Annotated in this window: 13 protein-coding genes; 6 read left to right on the top strand and 7 right to left on the bottom strand. The window is 68.2% G+C overall.

The genetic code is table 11. The features are described 5' to 3' along the window. Together VFE28_15450 and VFE28_15455 are read left to right on the top strand one after the other, a co-directional pair. Positions 1-1,863: S8 family serine peptidase (locus VFE28_15450; GenBank protein HZM17395.1), on the top strand; the 1,863-nt coding region annotated here is incomplete at its 5' end. Between the two features lie 174 nt (positions 1,864-2,037). Further along, the gene (locus VFE28_15455) at positions 2,038-3,018 is read left to right on the top strand and encodes an aldo/keto reductase (protein HZM17396.1); all 981 of its coding nucleotides are present in this window, start codon (positions 2,038-2,040) and stop codon (positions 3,016-3,018) included. 65 nt (positions 3,019-3,083) lie between these two features. On the opposite strand, the gene VFE28_15460 is transcribed toward VFE28_15455, so the two are convergent. Then, complete coding sequence (locus VFE28_15460) at positions 3,084-4,334, bottom strand: MFS transporter (protein HZM17397.1); 1,251 nt, start codon at positions 4,332-4,334, stop codon at positions 3,084-3,086. A gap of 117 nt (positions 4,335-4,451) precedes the next feature. Between VFE28_15460 and VFE28_15465 the strand changes: the two genes are divergently transcribed. Beyond that, a complete protein-coding gene (locus VFE28_15465) occupies positions 4,452-4,679 on the top strand; it encodes a hypothetical protein (protein HZM17398.1) in 228 nt (75 codons plus the stop codon). A 101-nt stretch (positions 4,680-4,780) separates the two neighbouring features. Further along, positions 4,781-8,047 carry a fused MFS/spermidine synthase gene (locus tag VFE28_15470; protein ID HZM17399.1) on the top strand — a complete coding sequence of 1,089 codons (3,267 nt, stop codon included), beginning with the start codon at positions 4,781-4,783 and terminating at the stop codon, positions 8,045-8,047. Positions 8,048-8,086: 39 nt separating this feature from the next. Here the strand turns inward: VFE28_15470 and VFE28_15475 are convergent, their stop codons facing one another. Genes VFE28_15475 through VFE28_15485 form a run of 3 tightly spaced genes read right to left on the bottom strand, consistent with a single transcriptional unit; the run spans position 8,087 to position 11,441 of the window. Continuing rightward, positions 8,087-10,516, bottom strand: a complete 2,430-nt coding sequence (locus VFE28_15475) for a sigma 54-interacting transcriptional regulator (GenBank protein HZM17400.1) — start codon at positions 10,514-10,516, stop codon at positions 8,087-8,089. Further along, the gene (locus tag VFE28_15480; protein ID HZM17401.1) at positions 10,513-10,953 is read right to left on the bottom strand and encodes a pyridoxamine 5'-phosphate oxidase family protein; all 441 of its coding nucleotides are present in this window, start codon (positions 10,951-10,953) and stop codon (positions 10,513-10,515) included. Before VFE28_15480 ends, VFE28_15475 begins: the two co-directional genes overlap by 4 nt. 5 nt (positions 10,954-10,958) lie before the next feature. Then, entirely contained in the window at positions 10,959-11,441 is a 483-nt protein-coding gene (locus VFE28_15485) for a hypothetical protein (protein ID HZM17402.1), read from the bottom strand. Positions 11,442-11,609: 168 nt separating this feature from the next. On the opposite strand from VFE28_15485, the gene VFE28_15490 reads away from it, so the two are divergent. After that, positions 11,610-12,512, top strand: coding sequence for an SDR family NAD(P)-dependent oxidoreductase (locus VFE28_15490; protein HZM17403.1), 903 nt, complete (start codon positions 11,610-11,612; stop codon positions 12,510-12,512). Between the two features lie 85 nt (positions 12,513-12,597). Here the strand turns inward: VFE28_15490 and VFE28_15495 are convergent, their stop codons facing one another. Then, entirely contained in the window at positions 12,598-13,992 is a 1,395-nt protein-coding gene (locus VFE28_15495; GenBank protein ID HZM17404.1) for an FAD-binding oxidoreductase, read from the bottom strand. Between the two features lie 157 nt (positions 13,993-14,149). Here VFE28_15495 and VFE28_15500 point away from each other — a divergent pair, with 157 nt between their 5' ends. Beyond that, positions 14,150-15,337, top strand: coding sequence for a hypothetical protein (locus VFE28_15500; GenBank protein HZM17405.1), 1,188 nt, complete (start codon positions 14,150-14,152; stop codon positions 15,335-15,337). A 108-nt stretch (positions 15,338-15,445) separates the two neighbouring features. Here VFE28_15500 and VFE28_15505 read toward each other — a convergent pair whose 3' ends face one another. Beyond that, the gene (locus tag VFE28_15505) at positions 15,446-15,733 is read right to left on the bottom strand and encodes a GYD domain-containing protein (protein HZM17406.1); all 288 of its coding nucleotides are present in this window, start codon (positions 15,731-15,733) and stop codon (positions 15,446-15,448) included. Between the two features lie 125 nt (positions 15,734-15,858). Next, positions 15,859-16,299 (bottom strand): hypothetical protein, encoded by a 441-nt coding sequence (locus VFE28_15510; protein ID HZM17407.1) that lies wholly within the window; start codon positions 16,297-16,299, stop codon positions 15,859-15,861. Positions 16,300-16,395 lie beyond the last annotated feature (96 nt).

Below are 16,395 nucleotides of genomic sequence, written 5' to 3' on the forward strand. Positions count from 1 at the left end.
CTCGCACTGGTTCTGGTCGCCGTCATGGGCCTCGCGGCCTGCGAGCACGGCATTTCCCCGGCGGACCTGGATTCCGCCCCGAAGCCGGCGGCGACGCCTCGAGCCGGTTACATCGACGCCGGTGCCGCCGCGCAGTTGTCGCGGACGATCGGCACGCTGTCCGCCGGCAACCCCATCGCGGGCCACTGGATCGTGGCCTTCCGTGACGACGTGGACGATCCCGGCGCCGAAGCGGCATCGCTGACCGCGGCGCATGGCAGCGCCCCCACCTACGTCTATGGCCAGGCACTGAAGGGCTTCGCCGCCTGGCTACCTCCGGCCGCGGTCGAGGCGCTGCGGCACAATCCTCACGTGGTTGCGGTCGAGGAAGACTACGTGGCCACGCTCGCGGGGACGCAGGCGGGCCCGACCTGGGGCTTGGATCGCGTGGATCAACACGCGCTGCCTCTCGACGCCAGCTACACCTTCGACAACGACGGCAGCGGCGTGCACGCCTATGTCCTCGACACCGGCATCCGTACCACGCACTCGCAGTACGTCGGCCGCGCCAGCTTCGACGTCGACTTCGTCAACGACGGCTCGGGTTCCACCTTCAATGGCGACTGCCATGGGCACGGAACGCACGTGGCCGGGACCATCGGCGGCAGCACCTACGGCATCGCCAAGAACGTGACGCTGCACGCGGTGCGCGTGCTGGATTGCAACGGCTCGGGCTCCTACAGCGGCATCATCGCCGCGCTGGACTGGGTGGCGACCCACCACATCTCTCCCGCGGTGGCCAACATGAGCCTCGGGGGACCGGCCTCGTCGTCCCTCAACACCGCGGTGGCCAACACTGTCGCCGCCGGCGTCGTCCTCGCCGTTGCCGCGGGCAACGACAACTCCGTGGCCTGCAACTACTCGCCGGCTTCCGCCGCAGCGGCTCTCACCGTCGGTGCTTCCACCAACACCGACGCGCGGGCCAGCTTCTCCAACTACGGCACCTGTGTGGATCTCTTCGCTCCGGGAGCGAGCATCCAGTCCTCGACGCACGACAGCGACGTTTCCACCGGCATCTGGAGCGGCACCTCGATGGCGACGCCCCACGTGGCCGGTGTGGCGGCGCTCGTCCGTGCCGCGAACCCCGCCCTGTCGGCGACGGAGGCCCAGAACCTGGTGCTCACGAGCGCGACGGCGGGCGTTCTGACCGGCATCGGCACCGGCTCGCCCAACCTGCTCTTGTACTCGCGACTGTCGGCCTCACCGCCACCGCCGACGCAGCCTGCAGCTCCGACCGGTCTCGGGGCGACCGCTGCGGGAGCGAACGGCATCGACCTCGCCTGGACCGATGCCTCGAACAACGAGACCGGCTTCGAGATCGAGCGCCGCATTCTCGGCGGCAGCTTCACCCGCATCGCCACCCCCGGCGCCGGGGCCACCAGCTACCAGGACACCGGGCTGTCCGCCGGGACGAGCTACGAGTATCGCGTCCGTGCCGTGAACGGCAGCAGCGCCTCGGGCTACTCGAACGTCGCCGGCGCGACGACGGCGAGCGCAGCCCTGGTGCACGTCGCCGATCTCGTGGCGACGCGCAAGTCCATCAAGGGCGGCGTGCAGGGGACCGCAGTGGTGACACTCCAGAATGCGGGCGGCCAGGCGGTGAGCGGCGCCACCGTGACCGGTGACTGGAAGGTGAACGGCGTGGTCAAGAAGGCCGGCCGTACCGGCATCACCGGCTCGAACGGCAGCTGCAGCATCTCTTCCGGGACGTTGAAGGGGATCAAGCCCGCGGACGTCTTGGAGTTCTGCGTCACCGGCGTCACCAGCACTGCCTACGTTTACGATCCGAGCGGCAACGCCGCAACCTGCGACGTGGGCCAGTAACCGCTGGCGACCTGACCCAGCAAGAGCCCTCCGTGCTGCCGCACGGGGGGCTCTGCTTTGTGCCGGGCAGAGTTCGAGCGGCAGCGCTGGAGGCGGTGAATCTTCTACAATGCTCCGCAGCCCGGCCCGCTTCGACATCGGGCAAGGCGGTCGACCGGCAGCGATCGGGGCAGCATGGAGACAGTGCGACTGGGAACGACGGGGCTCCGCGTCACCCCCATCTGCCTCGGGGCGATGAGCTATGGCTCGAGTGCCTGGCGGCCGTGGGTCCTCGACGAGGACGCGAGCCGGCCCTTCCTGCGCCGCGCCCTGGAGCTCGGCATCAACTTCTTCGATACCGCCGACATGTACTCCCGCGGTCGGAGCGAGGAGGTGCTCGGCCGCGCGCTGCGCGACTTCGCCCGTCGCGAGGAGGTGGTGGTGGCGACGAAGGTCTTCTTCCCCATGGGCGACGGGCCCAACGACCGCGGTCTCTCGCGGCGGCACATCCTGGAGGCCATCGATGCTTCGCTGCGCCGCCTCGGGATGGACTACGTCGACCTCTACCAAATCCACCGCTTCGACCCGCACACGCCACTCGAGGAGACGCTGGAAACGCTGCACACCGTCGTGCGCGCCGGCAAGGCGCGCTACCTCGGCGCCTCCAGCATGTTCGCCTGGCAGCTCATGAAAGCGCTGAGCCTGCAGGAACGCCACGGCTGGCATCGCTTTGTCTCGATGCAGAACCACTACAACCTGATCTATCGCGAGGAAGAACGGGAGATGCTGCCCCTCTGCCGCGCCGAAGGTCTCGGCGTTTTGCCCTGGAGCCCGCTGGCGCGCGGGCTCCTGGCCGGGACGCGAGAGAAGGTCGATTCGCAGGCGACCCCGCGGGCGGCGGTGGACGATTATTCCCGCCAGCTCTACGAAGATGCCCTCGACCTACCCGTGGTGGAACGCACACTCGAAGTGGCCCGCGCCCGCGGCGTACCGCCGGCGCAGGTAGCCCTCGCTTGGCTCCTGCAGCAGCCGGGCGTGACCGCGCCCATCATCGGCGCGACAAAGCTCGAGCACCTCGACGACGCGGTAGCGGCTGCCAGCCTACGTCTCGACGCCGAGGAGTGCCTGAGCCTCGAGGCGCCTTACCGCCCCCACCGCGTGCTCGGACATCGCTGAAGTTTTCGAATCCCCCGCCCTGCATCCAGTCGAGGTCGAAAGCGGACCCGCGAGGTCGTGGGAGCTCAGGCAGCGACGGGTTCCTTCTCCGGTGCGGGCTCGTCGTGCGTGGCCGGCGCCGCGGGCAAGCGGGTGAGCAGTGCGCACGAAATCACCGCGAAGCTGAGGGAGCAGATGCGGAGCACCACATCGAAGCCGATGAGGTCGGACAGGGTCGAGAGGAGGAGCGCCGCGTAGGGCAGGAGGCCGGTGAAAGTCATGGCGAAGATGCCCATGACGCGGCCGCGCAGCTCGTTGGGGACCCGGTGCTGGATCGTCTGCGAGATCCTCCCCATGAGCGACGACACGGAGAAGGACAAGCAGGCCACGAACACCACCGCCACCGCCAGCTGCCGCGTCAGAGCCAGGCCGAAGAGACCGGCGCTGCAGCCCAGGACGCCAATGAACAGCCAGCGTCGCAGCGTGCGGGCGTTGCCGAAGAGCAGGACGATGGCGCCGGTCAGCGCGCCGAGGCCGGAGGCGCTCATGACCGCACCCATGCCCCGAGCGTCGGTGGCGAGGAAGTGCCGCGCGTAATACACCATGAGGACGATGAGATAGGGGAAGACGAAGATCATGGTGATGGCGGTGAGCAGCATAAGCTTTCCCACCACGGGCTCCGCGCGCACGTAGCGGAAGCCGGCGCCCATGCCGCCGCGCGGGCGCGCGCCCGCCTCCCCGGCCGGACGCTGACGGTCCGGGATGAGGAGCAGCGTCGCGATCACGGCGAGGAAGGAGAGACCATTGGCCAGGAAGGCGCTGCCCTCGCCGAATTGCGCCACGAGGATGCCGGCGAGCGCCGGGCCCACCAGACGCGAGCCATGGAAGATGGCCTGCATGAGTGCCACCGCTTGGGGAATCTCGTCGCGGCGCACGAGCTCGGGGGGAAACGCCTGCGCCGCCGGGAGATCGAAGGCGGTGACCACGCCGAGGAGGGTGGCGATGAGGAAGACGTGCCACAGCGCGATGCCTTCGGCGAAGACGAGCCCCGCCAGGGTGAAGGCGAGGAGCATCATGCCGATCTGGGTGACGATGAGGATGCGGCGCTTCTCCCGATGATCGGCCAGCGTGCCGCCGACGACAGAAAGAAGAAGGATCGGCAGCGTGCTCACCACGTTGAGGGCGCCCAGCACCGATGCGGATCGCGACAGACCGGTCACCACCCAGCTTTGCGCCATGACCTGCATCCAGGTGCCGGTGAGCGAGATCGCTTGCCCGGCCCAGTAGAGGCGGTAGTCCCGGTTGTGGAGCACGTGCAGGGCCGCTGGCAGCCGCATGATTCGGTTCTCCCGTACGAGGTGCGGAGCTTAGCATGGGGATACCGGGCTTCGGCACCGAGCGGGCGGTGCCCGGGCGGCGCTGCGCGGCGCACGGACATGAACCAGGAGGAGACCATGGCCACACTCTCGCCTTGCCCCTGCGGCAGCAAGCACCTCTACAAGAGCGTCGAAGTGAGCGCCGGCGGTGGGCATGCACCCAACTACTTGCCCGGTCTCGGCAGCTGGTTGTCGTCGGAGAAGTTCTTCCTTGTCCTGTGCAAGGACTGCGGCCTGACGCGCTTCTACGCGCGGTCGCACGCGATGGAGAAGCTCGGCGAGTCGAAGAAGTGGATCCGACTCTGAGCCCGCGGTCGAGCGCACCGCTTCCCCGTCCGGGCTGACCTATACTGGGGAGACGGTCCGGGATCGGGCGATCCGCGGCCGTGATGGCCGCGGGAGGCTGCATGCCGCAGGGTGCACGCTCGCTCTTTTCGCTCCTCTTCTTCCTGAGCGGAGCGGCGGGTCTCGTCTACGAGGTCTGCTGGACGCGCCTCCTGATCCTGCCCATGGGCAGCACGGTCTACTCCATGACGGCGGTGCTCACGGCGTTCATGGGAGGGCTGGCGCTCGGCGCCTTCCTGGCCGGGCGTTGGATCGATCGCCACGGCCGGCCGCTGCGCGTCTACGCCCTGCTCGAGCTCGGCATCGGCGCCTTCTGTCTCGTGCTCCCCTGGGTCGTGCAGGCGGAGCAACCCCTGTTCCGCTGGGTGTACCAGAACTTCGCCACCTCTTTCCTGCCCTTCCATCTGTTCAAGTTCTTCGCTTGCGGCGTCGTCATCCTCGTCCCCGCCACGCTCATGGGCGCCACGCTCCCCGTGCTCTGCCGCTATTTCATGGACGACGCGGGGCGCATCGGCAACTCCCTCGGCTGGTTGTACGCGGTGAACGCCTTCGGGGCGGTGGCCGGATCGCTGCTCGCCGGCTTCGTTCTCATTCCCCAGCTCGGACTGCGCGGCGCCATGCTCGTCGGCGTCGGCACCAGCCTGAGCGTGGCGGCCATCGCCTGGCTGGCGCAGTCGCGTTTCCCCGCGCACTCGGCTTCCCGCGGCGAAGGCAAGCCGGAGAAGAAGGCAGCGCCGCCGCGTCCGTCACTGGCGGCGACGCTCGATGCCACACGTCAGTCGACCCACGTCCGTGTCCTGCTCCTGGGCTACGGGCTCTCCGGTCTCGCGGCCATGCTGTTCCAGATCGCCTGGACACGGGTTCTCGTTCTCGTCGTCGGCTCCTCGGTGTACGCCCTCGCGCTCGTGGTGAGCGCCTTCATCCTGGGTCTCGCCGTCGGCAGCAGCATTGCCTCCCGCGTCGCCGACCGCCTGCGGAACCCGAGCACCGCCTTTGCACTGGCTGAGCTCGGCATTGGTTTCACCGCCCTCGCCATGGTGCCGGTCTTCCAGAGCTTCCCCGAATGGATGCTGCGTTTGGTGCCGCAGCTGGCCCAGGACTTCTGGCGCTTCCAGCTGGTGCAATTCGCCCTCATCTTCGTCGCCCTCCTGCTCCCGACCGCCTGCATGGGCATGTGTCTGCCCCTGGTGGGCCGAGCCTTGCTGCGCGGCGTCGAGCAGACCGGCGCGACGGTGGGAACGGCGTACTCGGCGAACACGGTCGGCACGATCGTCGGCGCCTTCTGCGGCGGCTTCGTCCTGCTGCCGCATCTCGGTGTGCACCGCACCATTCTCCTCGGCGCCCTCCTCAACATCGGGGTGGCGGCAGCGATCCTGAGCACTTCGTGGCGGCGTCGGTTGGGAGGGGGAGCCGCGGCCGCCGTGGTGGCAGCCGGCGTCTTGACCGCGCTCCTGCTGCCGCGCTTCGACCCACTGACGTTGACGAGCGGCGCCTTTCTCTACGCCGACCGCTATCGGCAGGCCGGCGGGCAGACGGGGTCCTTGGGTCAGAGCCAGGGTCGCAACCTTGGCGCGGCTCCCGACCGCAGCCGCGCTGCGAATACCGGTCAAAGCCAGGAGCGCAGGGACCCTCGGAGCTTGGCGGAAATCCTGCGGCAGGAATACTCCATCCTGCTCTTCGAGGAGGGGCTCAACTCGACGATCACGGTGAAGGAAAGTCCGAGCGGGGGGCGCTATCTGGCCATCAACGGCAAGGTGGACGGCTCGGACGACAAGGACATGTCCACGCAGGTCCTGAGCGGGCACGTGAGCTGCCTGCTGCACCCGGAGCCGCACGACGTCGCGGTGATCGGCCTGGCCACGGGCGTGACGCTGCACTCGGTGGCGCAATACCCGAGCGTGCGCCGCATCGACTGCATCGAGATCGTGCCGGAGATGGCCAAGGCGGCCCGGCTGTTCGCGCATGTGAACGGTGACGTGCTCGATGATCCGCGCTTGCACCTGGTCATGCAGGATGCGCGCAACCATCTGTCGCTCACCCGCCAGACCTACGACCTCATCATCTCCGAGCCTTCCAACCCGTGGATGGCAGGGGTGGCGAGCCTCTACACCCGGGAATTCCTCACCTCGTGCCGCGACCGGCTCCTACCGCGAGGAACCATGATGGTCTTCCTCCATCTCTACAGCATGGACCTCACGACCTTCCGTGGTCTGATCCGGACCTTCCAGAGCGTCTTTCCCCAGACGAGCCTGTGGGAGACCGCGTTCGGTTCCGACTACGTTCTCCTCGGGGCCAAGGACGAGCTACAGATCGAGTGGCGCGAGCTCGTGGGACGGCTGGCCCGGCCGGCGATCGCCCGCGATCTGGCGCGGGTTGGAATGCACGATGCCGGGGATTTCCTCCAAACGCTCATTGCCGGGCCCGACGAGCTGCGCCATTTCGCGGCGGAGGGGATCGTCTACACGGACGATCACAATCGGCTCGAGTTCGATGCGCCGCGCTCCGTCTATCGGCACGCCGAGCTCGGCGACATGAAGCGGTTGCACGATCTTCGCGCTCCCGGGCTGCCGCCGTGGCTGCACCTTCCTCCCGAAGGCCTGACCGACGCGGAGCAGGCGATGCTGCAGGCCACCGAAGCCGCGCAGGGCCTCTTTTGGCAGGGGTTGGCCAGCATGTCGCGCGGTCGGGCGCTCGAGGCGACGAGCCACTTCATCGCGGCGCTGGAGCAGGATCCGTGGGTCGCAGGACTGGCGGAGGACCTGGTCGAGTCGGCCCGGTCGGCGACCGACGCCATGGTGGCGGCCGGCGACACCTCCGGCGCGATCGCGCTCTACGAGAGGATCGTGCGCCTGAATCCCGACCTCCCGGAGATCCAGAGCCGATTGGGGTATCTGCTCGGGAATGCCGGACGCCTGGCCGAGGCAGAGGTGGCGTACCGGCACGCCGTCTCGGTGCAGCCGCGCAACGTCTCGTTGCGCTCCAACCTGGCACTGGCGATGGCGCGACAGGGCGAGTTCGACGAAGCCGCCACGCAGCTCCAAGCAGTGCTGGCGCAGCGGCCGCAGGATTTCCGCGCCCACTACTATTTGGCCACGCTGCATCTGGAGACCGGGGATCTCGCCCAGGCGGAGAAGCACGGGGCCGCCGCGACGCAGGTCGATCCACAAGCCGCCGACGGCTGGCTCCTCCTCGGCGAGGTGCTGTGCGCCGAAGGCGAGGGCCGTCGCGGTGCCGAGGCCCTCGAGCGTGCCCGCTCCCAGGGAGCACCGCCAGAGCGCGTGCAGTCCTTGCTCGCCGACTGCGACGCGAAGCGACGCACGGGATCGTAGCCCCATCGCAGAGGTCGGAGTCAGCGCCAGCGCGTGCACTCAGTCGTTGGCGCGCGCCAGTGCCTCGGGGGCGTGGAGTTGCCACCACTGGCGGGCGCGCTCTTGCGTCCAAGGTTGCTCGAAGCGGACGCGCTCCATCTCGCCGAGGAGATCGAGTGCGGAGGCGGGGCGTTTCTGGGGATCCTTCTCCAGGCAATGCATGATGAGGTTGTCCACCGCTTCCGGAATCGGCTGCTCGGCGACGGCAGAGGGCCGCCGGGCCGGGGTCTGCACGTGCGCCACCAGCATGGCGGTGGAGGAGTTGGTTTCGAACAGGGGGAAACCGGTGAGCAACCAGAAGGCGGCGCAGCCGAGGGAGTAGAGATCGGCGCGGCCGTCGGCTTCGCGGCCGAGGACGAACTCGGGAGCCATGAAGGCAGGCGTCCCGTGCACGAATCCCTGGGCGGAGAGCTGCATGGTGTCCTCGCCGCCTTCGGCCTTGACCATGCCGAAATCGAGAACCTTCAAATAATCGAACTCCGGGCCGAGCCAGGTGACGAAGAGGTTCGCCGGCTTGATGTCCCGGTGCACCAGACCGCGGTCATGCGCTTCGCTGAGCGAGACGCAGGCCTGCTCCAGGAGCATGAGCACGCGTTCCGGCGGCAGGGGACCGAAGCGGTCCACCATCGCCTTCAAGTCCATGCCGTGGAGGAGCTCCATCACGTAGTAGAAGGTGCCGCTGTCGCTGACGCCGAAATCGTAGAGCTCCACCGTGTGCGAGGAGCGCAGGTTGGCGGTCACCTGGGCCTCGCGACGGAAGCGCTCGGTCAGGCGGTCGGGTCCAGCGGCGCTGGACATGTCCGGGCGGATGAGCTTGATCGCCGCCGGCCGCGCCAGCAGCTGGTGCTTGCCGAGCCACACCTCGCCCATGCCGCCGGCGCCGAGCTGCCGTACGAGCCGGTAGCTGCCCAAGGAGACGCCGCTGTCCAGGAAGTCTTCGTCGATGTCGAGCACGGGCGTGTCGCTGACCAGGATGGCGCGCTCGATCACGGTGCGCAGCTCGCGGATGTTCCCGGGCCAGCGATAGGCCTGCAGGCGCTCCAGCGCCTGGGGTGAAACGCTGCGCACGGCTTTGCCGAGGCGTCGCGCGTGCTTGCGCACGAAGTAGTCGACCAGGGCGGGGAGATCCTCGCGCCGATCGGCGAGGGGGGGGAGCACGATCTCGTGGCGGTGTAGCAGAGCGGCCAGGCGCGGGTCGAAGTGCCCCGCTTCGGCCTCGCGCAGCAAGTCGCGGCTGGTGGAGGCGATGACGCGCACGTCCGGGGTCGGCGTCTCGCCGCGGCCGCGGGCGCTGTCGATTCTTTCCATCACCTCGAGCAACGGTGCTTGCATCTCGAAGGCGAGATCCTGGATCGCGTCGAGGTACAGCGTACCGCGAGTGGCCAGCTGGAACTTGCAGTTGTCAGCGGTGCAATCGGCGCCAGTGCCGAACAGCTGCACCTTGCCGTCGGTACGCAGGCTCGGACAGTCGACGTGGATCAGCGGGCCATCGCGCCGGTCCGACTCGTGGTGCAGCGCTCGGGCCGCGGCTTCCTTGCCCGAACCCGGCGGGCCGTGCAGCAGCACCGGGTCCAATTGCTTGGCGTGGCGGGAGATGGCGGCCCGCAGCGCCAGCACCGCCGGGCTGTTACCGAGAAGGGGGCCGTCGACCCGGCTGCGTGCGTCGTCCAGGAATTCCCGAGCGACCCGCAGCTCCCGCTCCAGGTCGGCGGTGCGGTCGCGCACGCGCTGCTCCAAAGAGTCGTTGGCCTGCCGCAACGCTGCCGCGGCGCGGCGCTCGGCGCGGTACAGCTGGGCGTTGTGGATGGCGCTGGCGATGTGGTTGGCCACGATGGTGACGAGGGCGCGGTCGTGGTCGCTGAAGGAGCGACGCACCGGGCTCTCGATGGAGAAGACGCCGATGAGCGTGTCCTTGACCACGAGGGGCAGGGCGATCTGGCTTTCCGCATTCGCGAGCCCCGGCACGGGAACCGCGTCGGCAATCTCGTCGCCGCGACCGGCCTTGACCATCTCGCGGCGCTGCGCCGAGACATAGCTGCGGTACTGGCCCAGGTTGTCCAGGTGCAGCAGCCGCCGCCGCTTGGCCGCAGTGCCGATGACGCCCGTCCCGATCTTCACGCGCCCGCCGACGGCCTGGTTCTCATAGCCTCGACTGGCAACGACGGTGAGCGTTTCGCCGTCGTTTTCCAGGAGGAGGATGATGGAGTGATGGAAGTCGAACAGCTCGCCCATGGTGCGCAGGGCGGCCTCGTAGATCTCGTCCAGCTCGAGGGTCGTGTTGATCTGGGCCGAGAGGCGCTGGAGGATGTCGAACTCCGCCACCTTGCGCGCCAGATCGGAGGCCAGGTCCGAACCGGGAGTGCCTGGCGTACCGGAGGTACCTGAAGCGCCGGGCGTACCGGAGGAGCCGGGAGTGCCGGTGGTGCTCATGCGGGCTCCGCCGCCCGACCGCCGTATTCGATGCGGCGACAGGAACGCACTCTATAGATGTCTGCCGCCATGAGCTTGAAGATTCCGGACATCCCGGTGGCCGAGGCGATGGCTTCGATCTGGATGTCCATGGCCTCGAAGATGGGCCCTTCTTTTTCGGAGCGCACGAACTGCAGCTCCAAGATCCAGTCCACCTGGCCAAAGGGATCGTGCACGGCCACCTCCGCCCGGGGATTCTCGCGGATGTTGCGCACGGTCTTGTTGAAGAACTGGAAGGAGACGGCGACATGCTGGGTGTCCACGTAGTACACCTGCGAGACGACCGTCATATTCGGGACACCGGCGGCGGAGCAGGTCGCCATGCCAGCGGGGATGCCGTTGTCGAGGACGGGCCGGATGGCGTCGGGCAGGCGGTCGAATGTCGTGCTCTGCTCCACGGCTCTCACTTCTCTGCCGGAGGAACGAGACGGGCTCCGGCACCCGGGCCAGGGGTCTGCAAATAGATCTCCTGCACCTCGAACTCCACGGCCAGGTCCGGCTCGACGATGAAGCCACGGATCAGGTCTACGGGAGCTTCCGGGTAGAGCGGCAACATGTCGTGGACGAAGCGCTCGCGCTGGGCGGCCACCAAGGCTCGATCCTCCGCTTCGATGGCGCGCTGGCGCACGAAAACACCCTTGAACTGGTAGGTCTCATGGGCCGGGTATTCCTCGAGGCTGAGGGCGACCTGGCCGTTGCTCTCCAGGTCTTCGAGCAGGTGCTCCGCGAAGAGCGCGGGAAGGTACGCGGTGATCGTCTTGCCGTCCTTGCCGAGGCGCCACCCGGAGACACGGTGCTGGTGTGGCACGAGGTCGGCGTCGCGGCTGGCCATGCCGGCCACGTTGGCGCGTTCCTGCACGAAACGAGCGATCTTGCCAGGAATCATGCGGGCCGGCCTCCGCTCCGTCGTCTGCATGACACGAACCAGCGACGTTAACACTATACCCGAGGGAGCGGCATGATGGCGCCTAGCCCGTGGACGGGAGCGCTAGGCGAATACCGCCGGCGCGGGTACGGTCTCCCTCACGGTGCGGACCGAAAAGGTGGGCGGCTGGTGCGCGGCGCCGACCGCTGGCTGGTGAGCCGTACCGCCGTCGGTGAACGACTTGGAGGTGCCGGCGCGTTGCTCGAAGGCAAGACTTGCGTGATCACCGGGGCCAATCGTGGCATCGGGCGGGAAGCGGCCGCCGCCTTGCTCGGCCTGGGCGCCCGGGTCGTCCTCGTGTGCCGGGACCAGGGGAGAGGTGACGCTGCGCAGCGAGAGCTCCGCGACCGCACCGGGCGCGAGCCGGAACTAGTGGTCGCGGATCTGGCGGTGCAGCATTCGCTCCGCGCGGCCGCCGACGGCCTTGCCCGGCGTCACGAGCGCCTCGATCTCTTGATCCACAATGCGGCCACCATTCCGGCGACTCGAAGTGTCACGGTGGACGGCGTAGAAACCCAGTTCGCGGTCAATCATCTGGCCGGGTTTTTCCTCACCCACCTTCTCCTGCCGCTCCTGCGTGCGGCTCCGGCGGCACGGGTGATCGTCGTCTCGTCGAACGCGCATCGGCGAGGACGGCTCGACTTCCAGGACCTGCAGGCAGAGCGCAGCTATCGCAAGCAACGACGTTACAGCACGACGAAGCTCGCCAACGTTCTCTTCACCTACGCCTTGGCCAGGCGGCTCGGGAGCGGGCCTGTCACCGTGAACGCCGTACGTCCAGGGACGATCAACACGGGGCTCGTGGGCGATTTCCTCCGCCCCTTCGGCTTCCTGCGGTGGCTCTTCGTCGCCAGCACGCCGGCGCGTGGAGCCGCCCCGATCGTGCGCTTGGCGAGCGATGCGGCGCTCGCCGGCGTCACCGGGCAGTACTTCGACCGCTTCCGCGTCGCGCCCTCGTCCCCCATCTCGCTGGACCTGGCACTGCAAGAGCAGTTGTGGGAGGCGAGCGCCAGGCTCACCGGGCTCGCATAGGGCCGAGGCTGAAATGCCGGCCTCAACAAAAGCATTACCCCGAGGGGTTGGATCGGACCCATTGAGGCGTGGAACTGGCGTGGGCCTAGGGTTCCGGCAGCGGCCGGATGTTCTGGTTCATGCGGAAGAGGTTGTCCGGGTCCCACTGGTTCTTCACCGCCACGAGGCGTTTCCACACCGCCGGCGTGTAGGCCTCACGGATGCGCTCCTCACCTTCCTGGCCCAGGAAGTTGACGTAGACACCACGCGCGAAGGGTTGGGTCGCGGCATGGAAGCCACGGGCCCATTCCTGGCAGCGGGCGTCGTCGGCGGGCTGCTGCCAGCGCGTGTGGATGTTGAGCAAGAACGGCGTCCGCCGGTGCGGGTAGGCGGTGGCGTCTTCCGCCACCCGGCTCGGGGCGCCTTCCATGTGGGGGATGAAGGCCTCGCACTCTTGCGTGGGCATGCGGGCGCTCCAGGTGAGGAGCTGCTCGATGCAAGCATCGGACAGCTCCTGCAGATGGTGCGACTTCCAGTAGTTGCGTGCTCCGTGGGGCACCAGGGGATCGAAGCCCGATTGCCACGCGAGCCAGGGATTCGTTCCCACCGCTTCGCCGACGGTAGGCAGGACTTCACGGAGCGGGCGCACCAAGGCCGCGCCGCGCCCCGGATCGCCGAGCCAGACGAAGGGCACGATGACCACGAGCTTGCCATGCACGTCGGGGGGCAGGAAGGGGAGCGGCGGCGCGTGCCGCAGCACCGCCCACACGGTCATTTCGTCCGGGAGGTCGCGCACGTAGTCGCGATGGAAGCGCAGGTAGCGCTCGGCCTCGGCGAAAGGCTTGACGATGAAGCCCGAGTACACCTCGCGGCCGATCTCTGCACAGCGGAACACGAAGGAGGTCACCACGCCGAAGTTGCCGCCGCCGCCGCGCAAGCCCCAGAAGAGCTCCGGATTCTCCTCCGGGCCTGCGTTCACCAGGCGTCCCCCGGCGGTGACGACTTCGGCGGCGAGCAAGTTGTCGACGGAGAGCCCGTGCTTGCGGCTGATCCAGCCGAAGCCGCCACCCAAAGCGAGGCCCCCGACGCCGGTGTGCGAGATGATCCCTGCGGGCACCGCGAGTCCGTGCAGCTGGGTCTCGTAGTCCATGTCCCCAAGGAGACAACCGCCGTCGACGTGGGCGGTCTTGTGCCGCGTGTGCACCGTGACGCGCCGCAGGCGGGAAAGATCGACGACCAGGCCGTCGTCGCACACGCCCGTGCCGGCGGAGTTGTGGCCTCCGCCCTTGACCGCCAGGGGCAAGCCGTGCTCTTGCGAGAAGCGGACAGCTTCGATGACATCGTGGGTGCCGATGCAGCGGGCGACGAGCGCTGGCCGGCGATCGAACATGCCATTCCAGAGCCGGCGGGCATCATCATAGCCAGGAGATCCAGGCAGCACGATTTCGCCACGGAATCGGGCTCGTAGCGCCTCGATCGCCTTGCCGTTCGGCCGGCCCATGGCAGCCTCCGGTGGGAGCCGTCGGGAATACGCCGCGTGGGGCGCAAAATGGCGCCGGAGGCGAGGGAGCCACGCGTTGAAGCGACGCCGGATCCTATGGAAGCCGGGAAGGAAGGTCAAGATAATGGTGTCGTGTGATCGAGTTCGGAGTCAGTGAATGCGCCGGAAGAGACAAAAGCAAGACATCGCCGCCCCACGCGGAAAGCGGCAGGACGCATGGTTTCGGGCGTGCACCGCATGCGCCGTCCTTCTCGGACTTTGGCTCCTCTTCCACGGGATCTCGGATGCCGGTGCGCCGAAGAACCCGTATGTGAAGGACCAGGCCAAGACGAGCACGGCGTTACGAGTCCACTTCGAGCAAACGCTGGCACGGCCAGCGCCGGCCAAGCGACTCTTCGTGGAGGGCTACTTCATGCGTGCGGCGGTCGCGGCGCACGAGGTCCTCGGCGCCGCAGCCGCGGGCTTGGACACGGGCGCTGGTCTCGAGCGTGCGCGCACCTTCGCCGACAGTCTGGTGGCGCGGCAACTCCCGCACGGCTACTGGCCGATCGGCTACGCCACCTCCTGGCTCGCCGACATGGGAGCGGCGCTGGGAGTCTTCGTTGCCCTCGAGCCGCACGTGGACAGCACGCGTGTCCGGGCGTACGTGGGGAGCGTCACGAGATTCTTGCGCGCCATCGAAGGCGACGGCTTCCTTCTTTCGTCGGGCGCTCTGGGTGTCGGCATGCCTGTGACCGACAGCGGGGTCACGAAGGCCTGGCGTTCCGACGTGGGTTGGGCCGACGATCCATACCTGGTGAGCACAGCCCTCGTTGGCATCGAGCTACAAGCCTGGCTTTTCCGCCACACGGGCGAGCTTGTCCACCGCCAGCGCGCCCTGCAGGCGCTGGCCTTCACCCTCGGGGCCATCGAGAAGGACGGCTCCCTTCCCAGCATCGCCCGTGGCGAGGGTGTCTACACGGTGGCGGCCTACGTCGAAGAAGGCTGGATGGCGGCCGATCTCCTGCTCGGAGATCCCGAGGTCCTGGCACGGTTGCGCCAGGCGCTGCCGCCACACGTGGCTTGGCTGCTGCGCACACAGAAATCGGACGGCGCCTGGGAGAGTTCCGTCCGTGGGGACTTCGCGCGTACTCCCGGAATCGTGGATTTCCTCATCTGGTACGACCAGCGTTGCGAGAGCCGCGAAGACGTCCGGGCCGCGGTGCGGAAAGCGAGCCGCATCTTGACCGAACCGAAGCGTTGGCAGGAGCACGGTCTGGAGGAGAGCGGCGATACCATCGAGGTGATGCGGGCCCTGCTGGGTCGGCCTCTCGCGGCTCTCGTGGCCGGCCGGCCGGTTCTGTGAGCAGCCGCGGCACGGCCGCGACCAAGCGCAGGCCCGCGTTCCACGCCCCGCCGCGACCGAGCGCCGGCCGCGCTCCACGCGCCGCCCGACGTCCCGCTGGGCTTGACCTCAAGGCTCGAAGGCGTCGCTCAATTCCTGGATCGGGATGGCGGAGAGGGTCGAGGCGCGGAAATGACCCCGGGCCGCGATGAGGGCGCTCACCTGAGCGGCGGTCTTGGCATCGGGAGCTTCGATCACCGCGACCACGTCGTATTCACCCAGCGTCGCCCAGCCCTGCACGAACCGCACGCCGTGCTGATCCATGATCTGTCGGCTCTCCTCGATCATGGCTTTCAAGTTCTGGATGTTGCGAATGCCCTGATCCGTGAGTTTCGCGAGCCGGATGAAGGAGGGCATCCGTCACCTCCGTCGCCGGGTGGAGGAGTCGGCTGTGATCACGGGGCGATCATAGCATGCGAGCCTCGGCATTCCGACCTGAGGACGCGACCTGGCCCGAAGTGACCTCGGGACGCCGGGTTTGGTCACGGCAGCCGCAGCGAGCGCAGGTCCGAAGCGGCGAGGTCGTGGCCGTTCTCCAGCGCGACGACCCGCCAATGCAGGAGACGCGCTGGCGCGACGGGGCGCCACACCTCTTCCAGGTCGAAGAGCGCGGTGTTGGTCAAGCCCGTGCGGTGCCGGCCGACCTCCCGCATGTCCTGCGACCAGAAGCGCACTTCATAGTCCTGCGCCCCGGCGCACGAGGTCCAATGGATGCGGACGATGGAGCGCACTGGATTGCGCGGGTCGGGCTCGATGCCGGCGAGCGTTTCGAATGCGGAGTCGGAGGCAACGAGGCGCGGCAAGCGTGGGGCCCGCGGGTCGAGAAGAGCCAACGCCACCAAGCCGAGAAGGAGGGCCACCGGGATCGTCCACGGTGGGCGCGCCGACCACTGCGTCAGGAAGCGCGGTTCCGAGAGGGCCATGGCACAGAGATTCCCACAGGTTCGCGCACTCGGCAAGAAAAGGCGCGGTGGTCGCACCGACCCGAACACTGCCGGCCGTCTGGTTGACAGCCTCGG

This window comes from Candidatus Krumholzibacteriia bacterium, from assembly GCA_035649275.1.
Classification (GTDB): Bacteria; Krumholzibacteriota; Krumholzibacteriia.

Bases quoted from the DNA above. Each gene is read 5' to 3' on its own strand.
- VFE28_15455 (HZM17396.1), top strand. From the start codon at position 2,038: ATGGAGACAGTGCGACTGGGAACGACGGGGCTCCGCGTCACCCCCATC.
- VFE28_15460 (HZM17397.1), bottom strand. From the start codon at position 4,334: ATGCGGCTGCCAGCGGCCCTGCACGTGCTCCACAACCGGGACTACCGC.
- VFE28_15465 (HZM17398.1), top strand. From the start codon at position 4,452: ATGGCCACACTCTCGCCTTGCCCCTGCGGCAGCAAGCACCTCTACAAG.
- VFE28_15470 (HZM17399.1), top strand. From the start codon at position 4,781: ATGCCGCAGGGTGCACGCTCGCTCTTTTCGCTCCTCTTCTTCCTGAGC.
- VFE28_15475 (HZM17400.1), bottom strand. From the start codon at position 10,516: ATGAGCACCACCGGCACTCCCGGCTCCTCCGGTACGCCCGGCGCTTCA.
- VFE28_15485 (HZM17402.1), bottom strand. From the start codon at position 11,441: ATGATTCCTGGCAAGATCGCTCGTTTCGTGCAGGAACGCGCCAACGTG.
- VFE28_15495 (HZM17404.1), bottom strand. From the start codon at position 13,992: ATGGGCCGGCCGAACGGCAAGGCGATCGAGGCGCTACGAGCCCGATTC.
- VFE28_15500 (HZM17405.1), top strand. From the start codon at position 14,150: ATGCGCCGGAAGAGACAAAAGCAAGACATCGCCGCCCCACGCGGAAAG.
- VFE28_15505 (HZM17406.1), bottom strand. From the start codon at position 15,733: ATGCCCTCCTTCATCCGGCTCGCGAAACTCACGGATCAGGGCATTCGC.
- VFE28_15510 (HZM17407.1), bottom strand. From the start codon at position 16,299: ATGGCCCTCTCGGAACCGCGCTTCCTGACGCAGTGGTCGGCGCGCCCA.